The organism is Streptomyces sp. NPDC002870, from assembly GCF_042888505.1.
GTDB lineage: Bacteria > Actinomycetota > Actinomycetes > Streptomycetales > Streptomycetaceae > Streptomyces.
On sequence record NZ_JBIAPW010000001.1, the window covers coordinates 101,020 to 117,460 of the forward strand.

At 69.3% G+C, this 16,441-nt stretch carries 17 protein-coding genes; 8 read left to right on the forward strand and 9 right to left on the reverse strand.

Annotated elements, in window-relative coordinates; all coding sequences use genetic code 11:
* The first annotated feature begins 97 nt into the window (after window positions 1-97).
* The 3 genes from ACFYWY_RS00495 to ACFYWY_RS00505 all read left to right on the forward strand — a co-directional run bounded on the left by ACFYWY_RS00495 (window position 98) and on the right by ACFYWY_RS00505 (window position 2,219).
* On the forward strand, window positions 98-286 hold the full coding sequence (locus tag ACFYWY_RS00495) for a hypothetical protein (RefSeq protein WP_389177344.1): 189 nt from the start codon (window positions 98-100) through the stop codon (window positions 284-286).
* Between the two features lie 382 nt (window positions 287-668).
* Window positions 669-887: a hypothetical protein gene (locus ACFYWY_RS00500; RefSeq protein WP_389177347.1), complete on the forward strand. Its 219-nt coding sequence runs from the start codon at window positions 669-671 to the stop codon at window positions 885-887.
* Window positions 888-1,007: 120 nt separating this feature from the next.
* Complete coding sequence (locus ACFYWY_RS00505) at window positions 1,008-2,219, forward strand: hypothetical protein (RefSeq protein ID WP_389177350.1); 1,212 nt, start codon at window positions 1,008-1,010, stop codon at window positions 2,217-2,219.
* Between the two features lie 278 nt (window positions 2,220-2,497).
* Here the strand turns inward: ACFYWY_RS00505 and ACFYWY_RS00510 are convergent, their stop codons facing one another.
* The 3 genes from ACFYWY_RS00510 to ACFYWY_RS00520 form a co-directional block, all read right to left on the reverse strand.
* Window positions 2,498-3,217 (reverse strand): DinB family protein, encoded by a 720-nt coding sequence (locus ACFYWY_RS00510; RefSeq protein WP_389177353.1) that lies wholly within the window; start codon window positions 3,215-3,217, stop codon window positions 2,498-2,500.
* Between the two features lie 138 nt (window positions 3,218-3,355).
* Window positions 3,356-4,285: a hypothetical protein gene (locus ACFYWY_RS00515; RefSeq protein WP_389177356.1), complete on the reverse strand. Its 930-nt coding sequence runs from the start codon at window positions 4,283-4,285 to the stop codon at window positions 3,356-3,358.
* A gap of 165 nt (window positions 4,286-4,450) precedes the next feature.
* Entirely contained in the window at window positions 4,451-5,359 is a 909-nt protein-coding gene (locus ACFYWY_RS00520; protein WP_389177359.1) for an oxidoreductase, read from the reverse strand.
* Between the two features lie 9 nt (window positions 5,360-5,368).
* Here ACFYWY_RS00520 and ACFYWY_RS00525 point away from each other — a divergent pair, with 9 nt between their 5' ends.
* The 3 genes from ACFYWY_RS00525 (at window position 5,369) to ACFYWY_RS00535 (ending at window position 7,056) form a co-directional block, all read left to right on the forward strand.
* Complete coding sequence (locus ACFYWY_RS00525) at window positions 5,369-5,620, forward strand: hypothetical protein (protein WP_389177362.1); 252 nt, start codon at window positions 5,369-5,371, stop codon at window positions 5,618-5,620.
* On the forward strand, window positions 5,617-6,684 hold the full coding sequence (locus ACFYWY_RS00530) for an ABC transporter substrate-binding protein (protein WP_389177365.1): 1,068 nt from the start codon (window positions 5,617-5,619) through the stop codon (window positions 6,682-6,684). The genes ACFYWY_RS00525 and ACFYWY_RS00530 overlap by 4 nt, the downstream gene beginning before the upstream one ends.
* An 87-nt stretch (window positions 6,685-6,771) precedes the next feature.
* The gene (locus ACFYWY_RS00535) at window positions 6,772-7,056 is read left to right on the forward strand and encodes a DUF2277 domain-containing protein (RefSeq protein WP_389177366.1); all 285 of its coding nucleotides are present in this window, start codon (window positions 6,772-6,774) and stop codon (window positions 7,054-7,056) included.
* Here ACFYWY_RS00535 and ACFYWY_RS00540 read toward each other — a convergent pair.
* From ACFYWY_RS00540 to ACFYWY_RS00560, 5 genes are all read right to left on the reverse strand, one after another.
* On the reverse strand, window positions 7,010-7,672 hold the full coding sequence (locus ACFYWY_RS00540; RefSeq protein WP_389177369.1) for a DedA family protein: 663 nt from the start codon (window positions 7,670-7,672) through the stop codon (window positions 7,010-7,012). The genes ACFYWY_RS00535 and ACFYWY_RS00540 overlap by 47 nt on opposite strands.
* A gap of 266 nt (window positions 7,673-7,938) precedes the next feature.
* On the reverse strand, window positions 7,939-8,397 hold the full coding sequence (locus ACFYWY_RS00545) for a DoxX family protein (protein WP_389178377.1): 459 nt from the start codon (window positions 8,395-8,397) through the stop codon (window positions 7,939-7,941).
* Between the two features lie 97 nt (window positions 8,398-8,494).
* Entirely contained in the window at window positions 8,495-10,897 is a 2,403-nt protein-coding gene (locus tag ACFYWY_RS00550; protein ID WP_389177372.1) for an FAD/NAD(P)-binding protein, read from the reverse strand.
* Window positions 10,898-10,994: 97 nt separating this feature from the next.
* Complete coding sequence (locus ACFYWY_RS00555) at window positions 10,995-12,683, reverse strand: alkaline phosphatase D family protein (protein WP_389177375.1); 1,689 nt, start codon at window positions 12,681-12,683, stop codon at window positions 10,995-10,997.
* Window positions 12,684-12,775: 92 nt separating this feature from the next.
* Window positions 12,776-13,429 carry an HNH endonuclease family protein gene (locus ACFYWY_RS00560; RefSeq protein WP_389177377.1) on the reverse strand — a complete coding sequence of 218 codons (654 nt, stop codon included), beginning with the start codon at window positions 13,427-13,429 and terminating at the stop codon, window positions 12,776-12,778.
* A gap of 252 nt (window positions 13,430-13,681) precedes the next feature.
* Here ACFYWY_RS00560 and ACFYWY_RS00565 point away from each other — a divergent pair, with 252 nt between their 5' ends.
* Both ACFYWY_RS00565 and ACFYWY_RS00570 read left to right on the forward strand, forming a co-directional pair.
* Window positions 13,682-14,422: an ABC transporter permease gene (locus ACFYWY_RS00565; protein ID WP_389177380.1), complete on the forward strand. Its 741-nt coding sequence runs from the start codon at window positions 13,682-13,684 to the stop codon at window positions 14,420-14,422.
* Window positions 14,423-14,737: 315 nt separating this feature from the next.
* Window positions 14,738-15,322 carry a TMEM165/GDT1 family protein gene (locus tag ACFYWY_RS00570; RefSeq protein ID WP_389177383.1) on the forward strand — a complete coding sequence of 195 codons (585 nt, stop codon included), beginning with the start codon at window positions 14,738-14,740 and terminating at the stop codon, window positions 15,320-15,322.
* Window positions 15,323-15,659: 337 nt separating this feature from the next.
* Here ACFYWY_RS00570 and ACFYWY_RS00575 read toward each other — a convergent pair whose 3' ends face one another.
* Complete coding sequence (locus tag ACFYWY_RS00575) at window positions 15,660-16,331, reverse strand: HAD-IA family hydrolase (RefSeq protein ID WP_389177386.1); 672 nt, start codon at window positions 16,329-16,331, stop codon at window positions 15,660-15,662.
* Window positions 16,332-16,441: the final 110 nt, after the last annotated feature.

Sequence of the window (16,441 nt, forward strand, 5' to 3'; positions counted from 1 at the left end):
CGGCTGGGCATCGCTACAGGGCCTGACTCGCCCATTGAGACACAGCCGACCTCACTCCGACGGCCCAGGCCGAGTACGCTCCTGGGCGAGGGGAGCCATGGAAACGCTTGGATTGTTGTTCGTTGTTGTCATTTTGGGTGCCTCCCTGGTCACGCCTCTGCTCGTGGTGGTCACCGTCAGAGCGGTCACAGGCTGGCGCGGATCGGCGGCGCGGCCGGGCCATCGGGCCTTGGAGAAGGCCGAGCGCGACGAGCAGGACCGTGCCTTTCCTCTGCCCGATCGGTAGGCGATCAGTGGGGAGCGATGTCGGCGGTTCGAAACCGTCCGCGCCCACTCGAATCACAAACGACGAAGGCCCAGGTCACCGGCAGTAAGCCGGGAGCCTGGGCCTTGATCGTTTCCGCTCCTGGCGGTGGGGGAGGGGCGTCGTGCCACCCGCGTGCCATGTCGAGGCCACAACGAGGCCACATCAATCGTCTCGATCTTGAGCCTTTCTGATCTCACGGTCGACGTGATCGGCGATCGCGTGGTCCCGCCCGTTGGCCAGGTGCCGGCAGACCAGCGCCGCCCGCACCGAGGAGTGCCCCGGCCGGCCCGTGGTCCGGCAGGCGGGAACGACCTTCGGCTGTCCGGATGCGTCCGGGCGGGTCCGGATGGACGCTGGGGTTATGGATGGAGCGCCTGTCGTCGTCCACCCGATGTCGCCGGACGGCGGCAGGCGGGTGACGATCCGCGATGAGTCCGTGGGCACTGCGTACAACCTATTTGACCTACTGGAGTTCTTGCGCCGCGCGGAGCTGCCCGAAGCGGACACGGCGATCGACGATCCGGACCTGATCGAGTGGCGGGGCGGCGGCCTCGAGGCGTGGAACGAGTCGCCGCCCTGATGTCGCTCCGGCGCACAGACACGCGCCGAGCGACAGCCTCGTCATCGAAGGATGCGGCACTCCGTACCGTACGGAGCAACCTTGGTTGCCGATGCGGAGCCCTCAATCGAGTCTGGTTCCATGGAGAACAGGCCCAAGGTGGTTGTAGAGCCTCCAACCAGCCGTGGGTTGCGTGAGGTGAAAATCGGCGGAGAAACAGTGGGGAGCGCCTGGTCGCTTCGGGGGCTGCGAAAGATCCTCAGTCGCCATGGTTACCCGGAAGACATGGATGTGGAGGACCGGACCTCCGTATGTTGGCGAGCCGGAGGTAGCCAGACGTGGCCCGACCGCCCTATGAAGAGGCATGCAACCATCGCGCTCATGGTCGCGGGGTTGCTTGGGTCCATGGCCCTGCTCACTGTTGTCGGAGCTCCTGATGCGTTGGGGGCACTGACCTTCGCGGGCCGGGCTACCGGGTTCCTGTTCATGCTTGCGGGTTCGGTGCAGGGCGTGGCTGCGTTGGCAGCGCTCGATTATTGGGGAAAGCGACGCTTGAAACTCTCCGGCCCCGTAATACTGCTCGGAGTCCTGATCACCCTTGCCACCAGTAGCCTTCTGCTATTTCTCTGGCTCCAGGAAACAGAATACACGGACTACCTACTGGCATACTTTCCGCTCTGGTCCTGGTCGCTGTGGGCTCTCTGGCTACTCGTCCGCGAAAAGGCTTGGAGGGGACTTCCTCACCCTAAGAGTTTCGCAATTGGAGTTACCGCTACAGCCGTCATAGCCAGCGCAAACCTGACGTATTCTGCCGTATATCAACCCGCGGCCAGCCCGCTGCTCTTCCGCTTGGAGGCGAAATTTGGAAAACCGGCAATGGATACCGAGCGCTCCTTTATGCATCTCCCCTTGACTCTACGAGCAAAGAACGTAGGGAAGGTCCCCGCCTACATCATCACAGACTTTTATTCAGTGTACGGACACTTGACCAAATTTTCGAGCACCGACAACGGGCTAAAAGACCTGAGAAAGGCCATGGAAGAAGAGTCCGATGCGGGACTTTACGTAAGCAGGCCGGAATATAAAACCATAAGCACAGGGCGCTTCTATTCGGTTGGCCAATGGATCGAACCTGGCGGGGAGTACACCGCGGAGAGGCTTATCCGCATACCCACGACGGCCAAGTTCGATGCAATAGAAGCCCTTTTCATGCTCGACTTGATGAGAAAAGATCGCGGCAGAATCGACGAGGGAGAATTCTCGACTGCACACTTTTCATGGGACAAGGGAGAAGGTCGCTTCTACCATCCTCCTGGGGAATATGGGGATAACCTCATTTATCACGGGAGGTGAGGCACAACAACAACATGATCAATGTGACGCGTCGACCAAGATATGTAACTTCAGTGTGGTCAGCCGATTCTGAAGGCTCTGTAGCCTATTCATCAATATCTTCGTTCAGTTTCAACCCGGAGGATCGTCCTGACGAGAGAGAGGAAATGCGGGAGCTGGAGAGGTATGGTGTCGTATCCGTTTATGGCGAATCGTTGATACCCTTTGCGGCACTAACGAATGATATCGGTTCTCAGAAGGCGGGGTAGCTGAGCAGGGGCAGTCCGGCGCGCCCGGGCCTACCCGGGAGTGGTGAAGCGGGCCCGCCACAGGTCGCGGAGCAACGCGATCTCGGCCATGTGGTGGATGAATTCGAGGTTGGCCCCCGCCAGCACGGTGATGAATCGGTCGTCAGGGTCGGAGCCGTACGGGTACTGCGAGAAGCCGACCGTGTCGAGCTGCTCGTCGGTGACGGCGGCGACGCTGTCGCGCCAGCGGTCGATCAGCGCCCAGAACCGCTCGAGTGCCAAGGCGGCGGAAGGGGTGAAGTCGACCAGCAGCTTCGGCTCCTGCCGCCGTTCACCGAAGGTCCACTCCCATTGGCCCGCGAAGCAGGAGTGCAGGTGCCCCAGCCGCCACGCGATGGTGGTCATCGGCGTTTCGTCGGGCTCCGGCGCACCGGTGTGGGCGAGGATCTGCTCGACCCGCTCGACGCTCACGCTCCAGTCATCGGCGATCTTGGCGACCGTCATGCCGCCGGCAGCCTGCCGGGCGACCTCGGCGTACTCGTTCGCCGGGATGTCCGGGGCGCCCTTGTCGAGCACCCACTCGCCCGGCCCGTACGCCCTGGGCGTCGCCGCCTCGCCCCGGCGCCGGATCGACCAGCAACCGGCCACCGGCTCCCACAGGTGCTCCTCGTCGCCGAGCCCCGTCAGCCGTACCTGGGCCATCTCCCTGGCCTGGTCGAACTGGTCGATCAGCAAGCCCAAACGGTCGGTCCGCGCGCCCTCGGTCTCCATGTCTGGCTCCTTCACCGTCGCGTCTTGTACCTCACTGCGACGAGGCGGAGGCTAACGGCTCACCTCACGGGGGCGCGACCGATTTTTTTCGCCCACGAAACGGTGCAGCCACCACCACAGCCGCGGCCTGGCTGGTGGTCAGCGAGGGTAGACGCGCGCGGCGGCAATGGGGCGTTCGGCCACGGTGTGGGCCGTGGACGAGTTGACGCCCCATCGGTAGCCGGCGAAGAGCTTGGTGGTCGCATCCGCGTAGAACACGATGTGGCCGTAGCCGGCACCATTGTGCTCGGTCCACTCCGGCGTCGCGCCCATGTGCTCTTCGATCCGGGTGTCCGGGAAGGCGCGGTAGATCGCCTCGGCGGAATCGGAGGCGGCCGGGTTGCCGTGCGGATTGCTGGTGCAGTCGACGATCTCGAAGACGTACGGGACGACATTGCCGCCCACCTGGCTGTCCACGGAGGACGCCCAGGTTCCCTTGCGCTCCTTCACCATCACGATGTGACCGGTGTACGGCTCCGAGGTGTTCTCGGGGTCGTAGTCGAAGGCCACCAGATCGCCCGGGCGCAGGTTGACCGGCTTGGTGACCCCGGTGAAGTGCGGTATGTCCACCGAGTTCGCGAAGCCCGTACGGAACTTCTCCGCGGTCGGGAAGAGCTTGCCGGGCTCGGTGTGGAAGTACTGGCTGAAGTACTCCTTCGTCGCCCATCCGTACGCCGAGTTCTCGCCGTAGGTGCGCTCGAGGACCATCGTGAGGAACGACGAGCACTGCGCGAATACGGAGAACTGCTCGGGGTGCCCGGGCGCGCCCCACTTGGCCGAGGAGTTCTCGTCCGGGAACTCCCCTGCCGTCTTGTAGCGGTTCACGGCCGCCTGCTCGCTCCAGGGGAGGGTCCGCAGGTAGTCCACCAGCATTTCCGCCTCAACCTGGTGCGGCGGTCTGGCCCATTGCGGGTCCGGCGGCGGAACCTCTGCTGCGGCGGCCCGGCTCGTGCCGGCCGTGGCGGTGACGAGCGCCGCTCCGGCCGTACCGGCCAGGAGCCCTCGGCGGCTGAGACGGTGGTTGGACATGACTGATCCCCCAGAGCTATCAAATGGTCGTAGATGGCGGCAGGATCCTACGGTGCCACCTCGGGCCGGCTGCCCGGCGGCCTGGCGGCCGCACCAGACCAACTGCGGTCTGGCCGACGGTATGCCGAATGCGGTCCCCGTCGTTGGGCCAGCAGTCGGATTCGCTCACGCTCCGCCCTGGTGAAGGGAGTCCAGAACGGCCAGTTCGTCCTCGGAGAGGCGCAGTGCGCCCGCGGCCACGTTGGCGGTCAGGTGATCCGGGTTGCCGGTACCGGGGATGGCCAGCACATGCGGCCCGCGGTGCAGGGTCCACGCCAGTCGGACCTGCGCCGCGCTCGCCCCATGTGCGCGCGCTACGGCAAGCACCTCGTCGCTTTCTGCGTCGCTCGCGCCCGCCTCGCGCCCAGCACCGGCGATCGCATAGAACGGCACGAACGCGACGCCCTGCTCACCGCACGTACGCAGGAACTCGTCCTGCTCGGGCCGCGCGCCGAGGCCGTACGGGTTCTGTACGCAGACGACCGGCGCGATGGCCTGGGCCTCAGCGAGGTGTTCGGGGTGGACGTTGGAGATGCCCAGGTGGCGGATGAGCCCGGCGTCGCGTAGTTCGGCCAGAGCGCCGAAACGCTCGGCGATCGAATCGGTTCCGAGGATGCGCAGGTTCACCACGTCGAGGTGGTCACGGCCGAGCTGTCGCAGGTTCTCCTCGACCTGGCCGCGCAGCTGCTCCGGGGTGGCATGGGGCAGCCACTCACCCGACGGGTCTCGGCCCGGCCCGACCTTGGTGGTGATGACGAGGTCATCCGGGTAGGGGGCCAGCGCTTGGTTGATCAGCTCGTTGGCGGAACGCAGCGGCGAGAAGTAGAACGCGGCGGTGTCGATGTGGTTCACACCGAGCTCAACAGCACGGCGCAGCACGCTGATCGCCCGGCCACGATCGCTCGGCGTGGCGTCGGCCCTCAACGCCTCGCCGTTCTGCGTCAGGCGCATCGCGCCGAAACCGATCCGGTTGACAACCAGGTCGCCGAGCTTCCAAGTACCCGATGCCGCCGCGGTGATCGTCTCTGAGGTCATGCCCGCATAATGCACCAGCCCTGGCTCGAGGGGGTACGGCCACGGGTGGCGGCCGCCGGGCTGAAGTTTCTTGAAGCCTGGCTGCTCAGCGAACAAATAATCGGTTGCCTGTTGGCGAAGGTGGTCGATGCAATGTCCGGCATGGTCACCAAGGTGCGTCCGCCATGGCGAGATGAGATGAACGCCTACTACCGGGCCCTGCCACTCTGCGCTCCGGGCCAACTGCACCCGAATCGTCACTCGGGAGACGCCAACGCATGAACGTCCAGATCGGCGCTCTCGTTCCGCTGACTCGGCCTGGCTGGGTCGAGGCGGGCCGACACTTGCTCGCTGGACTCGAGCTGGCCGTTCGCGAAGTCAATGACGCCGGCGGGATCGTCGGAAGACCACTCGAGCTGGTGGTCCGAGACACCGCGGCTGATCCACAGAGGGCCGCGGCGGCCGTAGACGAATTGGCTGGCCTGGGCGTGGCTGCCTTGGCGGGGGAGTATCACAGCGTCGTCGCTCGCGCCGCTGCCGCCAGGGCCGACGCCCTCGGCCTGCCGTTCCTCTGCTCGTCAGCGGTTCTCGACGCGCTCACCGAACAGCCAACGGAATGGGTGGCGCGCCTCGCCCCGGCGCAGTCCCACGGCTGGCAGATCTACGCAGACTTCCTCCTCAGCGCGGGCCACAGTCGAGTCGCCGTAGCAGCCGCGTCGAGTGTCTACTGGGCATCTGGGGCCCGCATTCTGCGGGACTGCCTCGCTCCACGCGGCGGCACCGTCATCGAACTCGACATGGGCGCGCTCGCCCCCACGGCGGTGTGCGACGAACTCGTCGACAATCGCGCGACAGCCCTCCTTCTTCTGGTCGGCCATCCGGAGCCGGCAGTGTCGATCGTCAAGTCTGTCCGCCGCGACCAGCGCCTCGCCGAGATCATGATTGGTGCTCCGGCCGGGCAACCGGAGTTCGCCGAATGGGCGACGTTGCTGGGCGACGACAGCGCCGCGATCCCGTTCTTGCGCTACCTGCCCGAGCGCCTCAGCCCACTCGGTGCACGAGTCGAGACGGCTCTCCGCGAGCGGCTGGCCGAAGCGCCCTCCTTCGTCGCCTTCGAGGGCTACGACACGGTCGCCGTTCTCGCCGATGTGCTGCGTTCTCATGGCGCGGACCGGGCGCGCACTGCCGAATCCTGGCCGCGCGTTGCGATCGAAGGCACCCGCGGGCAGATCCAGTTCTCCCGCACGCCAGGCATCAGCGTCTGGCAATGGGCTTGGACGCCGATCCAAGTCGTTGATCGAGATCCGGCGGATCCCGATCGCTTTCGGATCCTTCACGCCGGCTGAGAGAGCACGGAGGTCCGACTGCGCAGGTCAGCGTGCGGCTCGCCCGTTTCCGACGGCACTGTCACACCCGCGAGGCACACTGAATACATGTGCCGCAGCATTAAGACTCTCCGCCCGCCCGTCCTCCCCGAAGAGGCCACCGAGGACGACATCCATGCCGCCGCCCTGCAGTACGTACGCAAGGTGTCCGGCTTCCGTGCCCCCGCCGCGCACAATCGCGAGGTCTTCGACCAGGCGGTCGACGCGATAGCCGAGGCGACCCGCAAGCTGCTCGACGGGCTCGAAGTGCGCGGGTCCGGTGGGTCAGGTGGGTCCGGCGGGGCCGCTAAGAGGCCGGTTCGGCAGCCGGAGTCCGTCTCGGGCGCCGCATGACGTAGGCCGCCAGCGCGCCCGCCCCGAAGAGCGCGAGGACCGAGACGGCCGCGCCGATCCAGCTTGCGCCCAGCCATGCGCCGCCGAAGTAGCCGAGGCCCACGCTGTAGCCCGCCCAGGCCACGCCCGCCAGGGCCGACCAGGGCAGGAACTCCTTCACCTGGCGGTGTGCCGCGCCCGCGCCCAGGGAGACCACCGAACGGCCCGCCGGGGCGAAGCGTGCGATCACGACAAGCGCGCCGCCGCCGCGGCTGAGGGCCGTGCCAAGACGTTCCTGCGCGTTGGTCAGCTTGCGCGACCGGGCGATCGCCCGGTCCAGGCGGTCACCGCCGCGCCAGGCAAGGCGGTACGCGACGAGGTCGCCGAGCACGGACGCGGTGGCCGCGCACAGAATCAGGACGAGCAGCGAGGGCACTTCCTGCGGGACCCGGCCGGCCGCGGCTTCGACGGACGCGGTGGCCGTGGCGGTGGTCGAGCCCGCCGTGGCCGCGGTCGCCGCCGTGATCACCAGGACTCCGCTGGGCAGCACGGGCAGGAAGACGTCGAGAAGTACGGAAAGGGCCACCACCGCGTAGATCCATGGGCTGCCGGTCAGCGACCCCACACTCTCAAGCACCCGAACTCCCCGGTTTCGTGAAGTACGCCGCGACGTCGCAGGGAAGCGGCAGGGGCGGCAGTACAGCTGTACAGCGTACGCCTGGGGTTCGCGTCGAGATCGCTGGGGGTCGCAGTTGTTGTACGCCTCACTTCCACTCGCTTCCACCTGGCGGACGCGGGGTGCACGAAGCGCCCGGTCCCTCGTACGAGGCCGGGCGCTCTCTGTGCTGATGGGCCGTCAGTCCTGGGGGCTGTCAGTCCTGGGGGTCGTCAGTCCTGGGGCTGTCAGGCCTGGACCGTGGTGGCCTGCTCCTTGTGCTCCTCGCCCTCCGGCCGGCTCTCGCCGCGCGGGGCGAACACCCGGTCCAGCGCGAGTGCGCCCGGTCCGGTGAAGACCAGCAGCAGGAAGGCCCAGCAGAAGAACGCGGGCAACTCGCCGTCGTTCTGCCGCGGGAAGAGGCCCTCGGGCTGGTGGACCGTGAAGTACGCGTACGCCATCGCGCCCGACGCGATGAACGCGGCGGTACGGGTGCCCAGGCCGAGCAGCACCAGGGAGCCGCCGACCAGCTCGATCACCGCGGCGTACCAGTCGGGCCAGGTGCCGGCCGGAACGGCGTCGCCGCCCGACGCGCCGCCGAGCACGCCGAACAGTGAAGCGGCGCCGTGGCAGGCGAAGAGCAAGCCGACGACGATGCGGAACAGGCCGAGGGCGTACGGCTGCGCCTTGTTCAGCCGGCCGGACAGCGAGGCGGTGGGGGAGGGGTTGAGGGACGGGTTGGGCATCGGGGCTCCTTCGGTTTGGGGACGTGAACCGACGAGGGAGGCCCTAAGTTAGGCGGACCTAATCAATACTTGCAAGTTCAACTGTCGGTCGGCGGGCGATTTCCGGCATGGATTCCGCTTCCGTTTTCCTGCGCGACGTTCCGAGGGTGCGCAGGGCGGCGCGCGCCACGGCGTCCGCGTCCGAGAGCGTCACCGAGTCCACGCCCGGCCTGGCCCCGGCCGCGGTCACCCAGTGCACGCCCTCGGTGGGCACTCCGACAGCGAAGCGCCTGGGGTGCGGGCGGCCCTGACGGTTGATCAGACGGTACGGGCGCTGCGTTACGTCCAGCCCTCCGGTTTCGTAACCGTCGATCGTGTGCGGCCGGCAGTGGCCCGTCTTCAGCAGCCGTCCCAGCAGCTCGTCGCAGGTCCGCCTGAGGTCCGGTTCCGGCAGCCGCGCCTCGATCAGCGTCGTCGCCGTGACGAAAGATCCGGGGACGTCCGGCGACTCGGCGGTGAAGGCTCCGTCCAGGACCTCGTCCGACATCCCGATGGTGGTGCGCGGGCCGATCACGTCCAGTACGCCCGCCTCGATGAGGGCCGTCATCTCCTCGATGCGGCGGCGCGGCGGGCCGATGGAGAGGAACGCGTTCAGCGGGGTGTACCAGCGGTCCAGGTGGTCACGGCGGGAGCTGCCGGAGAGGCCGGCGTGGTCCACGATCAGGCGTAGCTCGTTGCGGAGATCGCGCAGTACGTCGAGGGCGGCCTTCAGGGGGCCCGCGACATTGCCGAGCGCGGCCGCGTCGGCGTCCTGCCGCAGATGGGCGAGGAGCCAGTCGCGGTGCTCGGCGGGGGAGTCGAAGCGTTCGTCGGCGTATGGCCGCGAAATCCGGTCCCAGGACCAGCGGTCAGGGTGCGCGATGTTGAACTCGTCGAGTACGTCGGTCTCCTGGGGACTGCCGTGGGGGGCGTCGAGGTAGCGGTCCCGGAAGCCGCGGAGGGCGAGGCGGTCGGGCTCGGGACCGGCCTTGGGACCGGCCTTGGGACCGGCCTTGGGACCGGCCTCGGGCTCGGGTTCGCGAGCCGCGAGGAGCGCCTCGTAGTGGACCGTCTCCACTTCCTTCGCCACGAGCGGCCATATCTCGGTGAGGAAGTCGGGCGGGTCGCCCTCGTCCGCGCGCTTGCGGAAGACAGCGATCACGTCGGCCGTGAGCACCAGCGGCTCGTGCCGCCCGGACGCGCCCTTCGCGTTGTCGCCGCGCGCCTGGTACGGGACGCCGCGGCGCGATCCCGCGTACAGCCGCGGTTCGCGGCCGGAGGGGGTGTAGGTGAGCGCGCCGTCGTCACCGCGTACGAACGCGCCGCCGCGGCCGGTGGTCAACAGCGCCATGTGGTCGAAGAAGTTGAGGCCGAGGCCGCGCAGCAGGACCGATTCTCCAGGAGCGATGGGGGAGAGGTCGAGGTCGGCGGGGTTGGCGGGTCCGAAGTAGCGCAGCCGGGGGTGGCGGGCGGCGTACTCGGCGAGGTGCGCCTGGGCCTGCCGGGAGACGACGGGCAGATGCCCCTGCGCGAGGATCACGGCGGAGAGCCCGGTGATGGTGGTGCCGTCATCGAGGGTGAGGGTCTGGAGCGGCGCGCCGGCCGCGAGTTCGTCGAGCGCGGTGGCTGCGGACGCGTCCGACCCGATCGCCGCCGGTGCGGGCGTGTCCGCCCCTATCGCCGCGCGTGCGGACGTGTCCGGCCTCATGGTCGCCGGTGCGGACCCGTCCGGCCCGATCGCCGCGGGTGCCGGCGCCGGTGCGTCCGGCGTGGTGGCCGCGGATCCGTCCTGCCCCGTCGCCGCGCGTGCCCGCCCGTTCCGTGTCGTGGCGTCGCGTGCCGAAGCGTCGAGTGCGAGGGCGTCACCCGCGGTGCGGGGTTGGGGCACCGTGCCCCGTGCCTCCGGCCAAGTCCGCGCGGCTGCCGCCGACGCGCGGTCCGACGCAGCCCGCTCCCGGTCGTCCTCGAGCCGTACCGCCCGTGCCCGGTGCACCTCCACCCTCACCGACTCCGGCGCCGCCGCCACCGACCTGCTGAACGCCCATTCCAGGTAGCGCCCGTAGCACGCCCGCGTCGGGTAGTCGTCCGGACCGAGCCTCTCCCCGGCGATCTCCGTCGCCCACTCGTACAGGCTCGGGCCCGGGCGGATCGGCCCCTCGCACGCAACGCTGTCGTCCGTGAACAGCGTGACCTGCGACGCCACCGTGTTCATCAGCAGCTCCGCGGACTGGTCCGTGCGCCAGACGCGGCCCGGGCCCGGGGGCGCCGGGTCGACGAGGTGGATCGTCAGCGGCGTGTCCGGGGTCAGTTCGGGGGCCGACGCGCAGAGCCGTTCGAGCACGGAGGTGCCGCGCGGGCCCGCGCCGACGACCGCGATGGCGCGGGCTGCGGCGGGGGCACCGGTGTGCGGAACTGCGGACCATGCGTCTCGTACGTGGGACAAAGCGGTGACTCCCGGGGCATGTGGGGCTGCATGGAAGCTGAGCGTCCGGCTCATCATGCCGGGGGTGCGCCGGGAGTCGAACCCCTGGGGACGAGGATCACCCTCCGCTGTGGGAAGGATCACGGCTCGCTGTCAGCTCCCGCTCGTCCGCCGTCACCAGCCGCGCGCGAGCGTCGGTACCCGCCCCGACCACCTGCGCCTGGTCCAGCCGCAGGTTCGCCGAGCGGCCCCGCAGCATGAGCGTCATCAGCTGATTGCCGAACCACGGACCGCCCGTGCGCCCCCAGTTCACCGCCGACCTGCGCACGCGGCCATGGCGGGCCAGCGCATGGCCGAGCCGCCGGCCCACCCGGCTCCAGCCGAAGGTGAAGCCGAGCTGTATTGAGCGCGGGATGGAGTTGTGCACGGGCGAGCAGGTCAGCTGCAGCACCCGGGAGTCGGGCTGCGCGCCGTGGGGCCACTCGGGCTCGGCGACGTACGCATGGTGCACATCGCCTGACAGCACGCATACCGTCGCGGGCGCGTCCTCGCCGCTGCCGACCTCCGCGATCAAGGCCGCCAGCTTCTCGAAGGAGTCGGGGAAGGCGGCCCAGTGCTCCAAGTCGGCCCGTCTGCGCAGGTCCTCGCCGACCCGCGCCCATCTCTCGCCCCGCTCACCGCGGCACAGCGCGGCGTTCCAGCTCTCCGCGTCGTGGATCAGCGGCGGCAGCAGCCACGGCAGCGAGGTGCCGATGAGCAGGTGGTCGTACGCCCCCCGATCGGCCAGCGCCTGGTCGCGCAGCCAGTGGGCCTCGTCCGGGTCGAGCATCGACCGCCGCTGCTCGTCCAGGACACGGCCCGCGCGCGTGTCTACCATCAGCAGCCGGGTCCGGCCGAAGTCGCGGCGGTAACTCCAGCGCACACAGACCGGGTCGGTGTCGGCCTCCTCGGCGAAGCGCCTGAGCCGGTCGGTCCCGTCGTCAGTCGCCCGTACCGCCGCGTACAACTCGTCCGACTCCAGCGCCTCCGGGGAGAGATTGCCCAGGTGCTGGTAGACCCAGTAGGACATCAGGGCGCTGAGCACCCGTTTCTGCCACCAGGGGGTGGCCCGCATCTCCGCCAGCCAGGACGCGCTGGTGTTCCAGTCGTCGATCACGTCGTGGTCGTCGAAGATCATGCAGCTGGGGACGGTGGAGAGCAGCCAGCGCACCTCGGGGTCCAGCCAGGACTCGTCGTAGAGGCGGGTGTACTCCTCGTAGTCCGCGACCTGCGTTGCGGGAGGCTCGCTCAGATCCCGGCGGGTGGCGAGCCATGCCTGGGTCGCCTTGGACGTCGAGTCCGCGTACACCTGGTCGCCCAGCAGGAGCAGCACATCGGGCCGTACGGCATCGGGCTCGGCGATGAGCTTCGAGGCGAGGGTGTCGAGCGCGTCCGGGCCGATCGGATCGTGCTCGTCGGCGGGCGCGGACGACCAGCGGCACGAGCCGAAGGACACGGTGACGCCGGAGGACGGGACGTCGGGCATACGGATCGTGCTCGCCGGGAACGGGGAGTCTTCGAGCGGCCAGACCCGGTGGCCGTCGAGCAGTACCTCGTACTCCGTCGCCGTGCCGGGCGTCAGCCCGGTGACGGGGACCAGCGCATAGTGGTGGCCCTCGATCTGGAATGTACGGGAAGTCCCCTTTGCGCCATCCGTGCACCGGACCTCGGCCGTGCACGGCCGGTCGGCCTCGACCCAGACGGTCGCGCTCCCGCCGGATTCCCAGTCGACGTACCGCAGCAGTGGTCCCAGGCGCAGCCCGGTCATGTATGCCCTCCTCTGTCGCACCGTACGGTACGGAACGACAGAGGAGGGCGAACAGGTTCCGGCCGGATCGTGGCCGGAGTGTAAGCGGCTGGTCAGCAGCCGTTCAGCACCGACTGCAGCGCGCTCTTCTCGGCCGAGTCCACCGACAGGTTCCAGTGGTGCTTCACGTGCACCCACATCCGGGCGTACGTGCAGCGGTAGGCGGTCCGCGGCGGCAGCCACTCCGCCGGGTCGAGGTCGCTCTTGGCCTGGTTGACGTTGTCGGTCACGGCGATCAGCTGCGGGCGGGTGAGGTCGTTGGCGAAGGACTGCCGCTGGGCCGTGGTCCAGCTGCTCGCGCCGGAGCGCCAGGCTTCGGCGAGCGCCACGACGTGATCGATGTCCAGGTCGGAGGCGAGGGACCAGGTGGCGCCGTCGTACTCGGAGTACCAAGTGCCGCTGACCGCCGCACAGCTGGAGTCCTGCTGAACGTTCTGGCCGTCGCGCTTGAGGACGACCTCACGGGTGTTGCACGCGCCCGACTGGGTGATCCAGTGCGGGAACTTGTCGCGGCTGTAGCCGGTGGAGGAACCTTCCGCCTTCACCGTCAGCTGGCCGAGGTAGGTACGGGCGGTGGAGGCGCTGATCGGGGTGGGCGGGGCGGCCTGCGCGGTGGGGGCGGTGGCGAGCAGACCGGTGGCGGCGAGGGCGGAGGTTGCGGCGAGTACGGCTATACGGCGGAAGCGACGCGCGTAGACACCAGGCATGCGAACTCCTTTGATGTGGGGGGTACTTGGCCGTTCGGGCGTGGCCATGTTGACGGCGCCAGGTTTCCTGGGGGTGGGCGCCAGGTAACAGGGTGGCGACATGGGCACGTCACATCAAGGGTTCCGACGCTCCGACGCCTCTGAATCTCCCCGGATGCCCGGTGCCGCCCGATGCCGCCGCCCCCGGACATCCCTGGACATCCAGGGTCTTGACGCCCCGGCACATGACGTGCGGCGGCGTAGGGTTGCCGGGTGCTGCTGCAGGTCAATGTCACGTTCGGGGTCGTGCTGGCCGTGCTGCTGGTCGTCGCCGCGACGGTGGCAGCCGTCGCTCACCTGGGGCGGGGGCGCGAGATCGCCGTGGCCGGCGTGCGGGCCGCGGTCCAACTCGGGGCCGTCTCACTGGTGATCGGCTGGGTGGTCCGCTCCGTACCGCTGCTGCTTGCGTTTCTGCTGCTGATGTACGCCGTCGCGGTACGCACGGCCGGCCGGCGCATCACCGCGAACAGGACCTGGTGGTGGGCCTGGCTGCCGATCGCCGCGGGCGTCGTGCCCGTCGTCTGTGCCCTGCTGCTCACGGGCCTTGTCCCGCTGAAGGGCATCGCGCTGATCCCGGTGACCGGCATCCTCATCGGCGGCGCGCTCACCGCGACCGTGCTCGGCGGGCGGCGGGCCCTGGACGAGCTGGGGCTGCGGCACGGCGAGGTGGAGGCGGGGATGGCGCTGGGGCTGCCGGACCGGGACGCGCGGATGGAGGTGGCGCGCGAGGCGGCGTCCGACGCGCTGCTGCCGGGGCTCGATCAGACGAGGACCGTCGGCCTGGTCACCCTGCCGGGCGCGTTCGTCGGCATGCTGCTCGGCGGGGCGTCACCGCTGCTGGCGGGCGCGGTGCAGCTGTTTGTGCTGGTCGCGCTGATGGCGGTGCAGGCGGTGGCGGTGTCGCTGGTGCTGGAGCTGGTGGCGCGGGGGCGGCTCTACCGCGATCCGGCTTGACGGGCCGGGCTCATGGGCCGGGCTCACACGCCGGGCTCACGGGCCGGGCTCACGGGCCGGGCTCACGGGCCGGGTGGCATACCCTGGACGGAGCAGAAGGGGAGTAGCTCTTCGCCGGAACGTCGACATACTGCTGGGCCTCGTGCCCGGCCGGCGCCCGGAGGCGGACCTTTTCCGAGACCTCGGTGAGGCCGCCAGCGAGACCTTCGGCCGCAGTTCCATGTATCCATTCATGGTGCTGCCGTGCCGAAGCGACCCCTGAAACGCTCAGGACTCTCGGCAGGGCCGCGCCCGACCGATTGAGGAATCCCAACCGTGATCAGCTTCACCGTCATGGCGGTCACCTTCGGCGTCGTCTTCCTCGCCGAACTCCCCGACAAGACCGCCCTCGCCGGTCTGATGCTCGGCACCCGCTATCGCGCCTCGTACGTCTTCGTGGGTGTCGCCGCCGCGTTCGCCGTGCATGTCACGCTCGCCGTCGCCGCGGGCAGTGTGCTGACCCTGCTGCCGCACCGGCTGGTGCAGGCGGTGGTCGGCCTGTTCTTCCTCGCGGGCGCGCTGATGCTGCTGATGAAGAAGGACGACGGCGACGAGGAGAAGATCAAGGCTCCGGCCGACCAGTCCTTCTGGAAGGTCTCCGGGGCGGGCTTCATGCTGATCCTGGTCGCGGAGTTCGGCGATCTGACCCAGATCATGACCGCGAATCTCGCGGCCCGCTACGACAGCCCGCTCTCGGTGGGGATCGGCGCGGTGCTGGCGCTGTGGGCGGTGGCGGGGATCGGGATCCTGGGTGGGCGGACGCTGATGAAGTACGTGCCGCTGCGGCTGATCACGAGGGTGGCGGCGGGGGTGATGCTCGCGCTGGCGGGGTTCAGCCTTTTTGAGGCGGTGGTGGGGTAGGGGGTGCGGGGGCGCCTGCGGCGGGCGGTGCGGCGGTGCGGGCGGTACGGTGCGGGCGCCTGCGGCGGGCCTGGTCCCCTCCCCGCCCTCCCCCAGAGCTTCGCCTGGGAGGTACCCCCATCCCGAAACCGGGGCTCCGCCCCGGGCCCCGCGCCTCAAACGCCGGCGGGGCTGGATTTGGGGGCTCCGCCCCGGGCCCCGCGCCTCAATCGCCGGCGGGGCTTGGTTCGGGGCTCCGCCCCGGGCCCCGCGCCTCAAACGCCGGCGGGGCTGGATTTGGGGGCTCCGCCCCGGGCCCCGCGCCTCAAACGCCGGCGGGGCTGGATTTGGGGCCCGGTTAAGCCGTGACGTGGAGGTGGATCGCGCCGTCCGGGGCGTGCGTCACCCGGAGGTGTGTCAGGTCCGGGACGTGGACGTCGGGGGACAGTGCCGACGCGCGCGGGCCCACGCCCACCACCCGCATCCCCGCCGACCTCGCCGCCTCGATGCCCGCCTCCGAGTCCTCGAAGGCCACGCAGTCCGCAGGGGCGAAGCCCAGCTCCGCCGCGCCCTTGAGGAAGCCCTCCGGGTCCGGCTTGCTCGCGCCGACGCGTTCGGCTGTGACGCGGGTCCGCGGCATCGGCAGGCCAGCCGCGGTCATCCGGGCCTGGGCGAGCGCCTCGTCCGCCGAGGTCACCAGGGCGTGCGGGAGCGCGGCGATCTCCGCCAGGAAGGCCGGGGCGCCCGCGACGGGGACGACGCCTTCGGTGTCCGCGGTCTCCTGGGCGAGCATCACGCGGTTGTCGGCGTAGTTCTGCTCCATCGGCCGGTCCGGGAGAAGCGCCGCCATGGTCGCGTACCCCTGCCGGCCGTGGACGACCTTCAGCGCCTCGTCCGGGTCCAGGTCGTGCTCGGTCGCCCAGGCGCGCCAGCAGCGCTCCACCACCGCGTCCGAGTTGACGATGGTGCCGTCCATGTCGAGCAGGAGGGCACGGGCGGTCAGGACGGGCGGCGGGACGGTTGCCGGCATCGGCGTACTCCAAGGCGCGGGAGAAGAGAAACAAGGCGGTTCCGCCCGCCGGTCAGGGAGTACGGGCGGAACCACTTTGTTCAACCACGATACAAAAACGGGGCGGCCGA

Coding starts and splice junctions, on each gene's coding strand:
- ACFYWY_RS00495 (WP_389177344.1), top strand. CDS start 98: ATGGAAACGCTTGGATTGTTGTTCGTTGTTGTCATTTTGGGTGCCTCC.
- ACFYWY_RS00500 (WP_389177347.1), top strand. CDS start 669: ATGGATGGAGCGCCTGTCGTCGTCCACCCGATGTCGCCGGACGGCGGC.
- ACFYWY_RS00505 (WP_389177350.1), top strand. CDS start 1,008: ATGGAGAACAGGCCCAAGGTGGTTGTAGAGCCTCCAACCAGCCGTGGG.
- ACFYWY_RS00510 (WP_389177353.1), bottom strand. CDS start 3,217: ATGGAGACCGAGGGCGCGCGGACCGACCGTTTGGGCTTGCTGATCGAC.
- ACFYWY_RS00515 (WP_389177356.1), bottom strand. CDS start 4,285: ATGTCCAACCACCGTCTCAGCCGCCGAGGGCTCCTGGCCGGTACGGCC.
- ACFYWY_RS00520 (WP_389177359.1), bottom strand. CDS start 5,359: ATGACCTCAGAGACGATCACCGCGGCGGCATCGGGTACTTGGAAGCTC.
- ACFYWY_RS00525 (WP_389177362.1), top strand. CDS start 5,369: ATGCACCAGCCCTGGCTCGAGGGGGTACGGCCACGGGTGGCGGCCGCC.
- ACFYWY_RS00530 (WP_389177365.1), top strand. CDS start 5,617: ATGAACGTCCAGATCGGCGCTCTCGTTCCGCTGACTCGGCCTGGCTGG.
- ACFYWY_RS00535 (WP_389177366.1), top strand. CDS start 6,772: ATGTGCCGCAGCATTAAGACTCTCCGCCCGCCCGTCCTCCCCGAAGAG.
- ACFYWY_RS00555 (WP_389177375.1), bottom strand. CDS start 12,683: ATGACCGGGCTGCGCCTGGGACCACTGCTGCGGTACGTCGACTGGGAA.
- ACFYWY_RS00560 (WP_389177377.1), bottom strand. CDS start 13,429: ATGCCTGGTGTCTACGCGCGTCGCTTCCGCCGTATAGCCGTACTCGCC.
- ACFYWY_RS00575 (WP_389177386.1), bottom strand. CDS start 16,331: ATGCCGGCAACCGTCCCGCCGCCCGTCCTGACCGCCCGTGCCCTCCTG.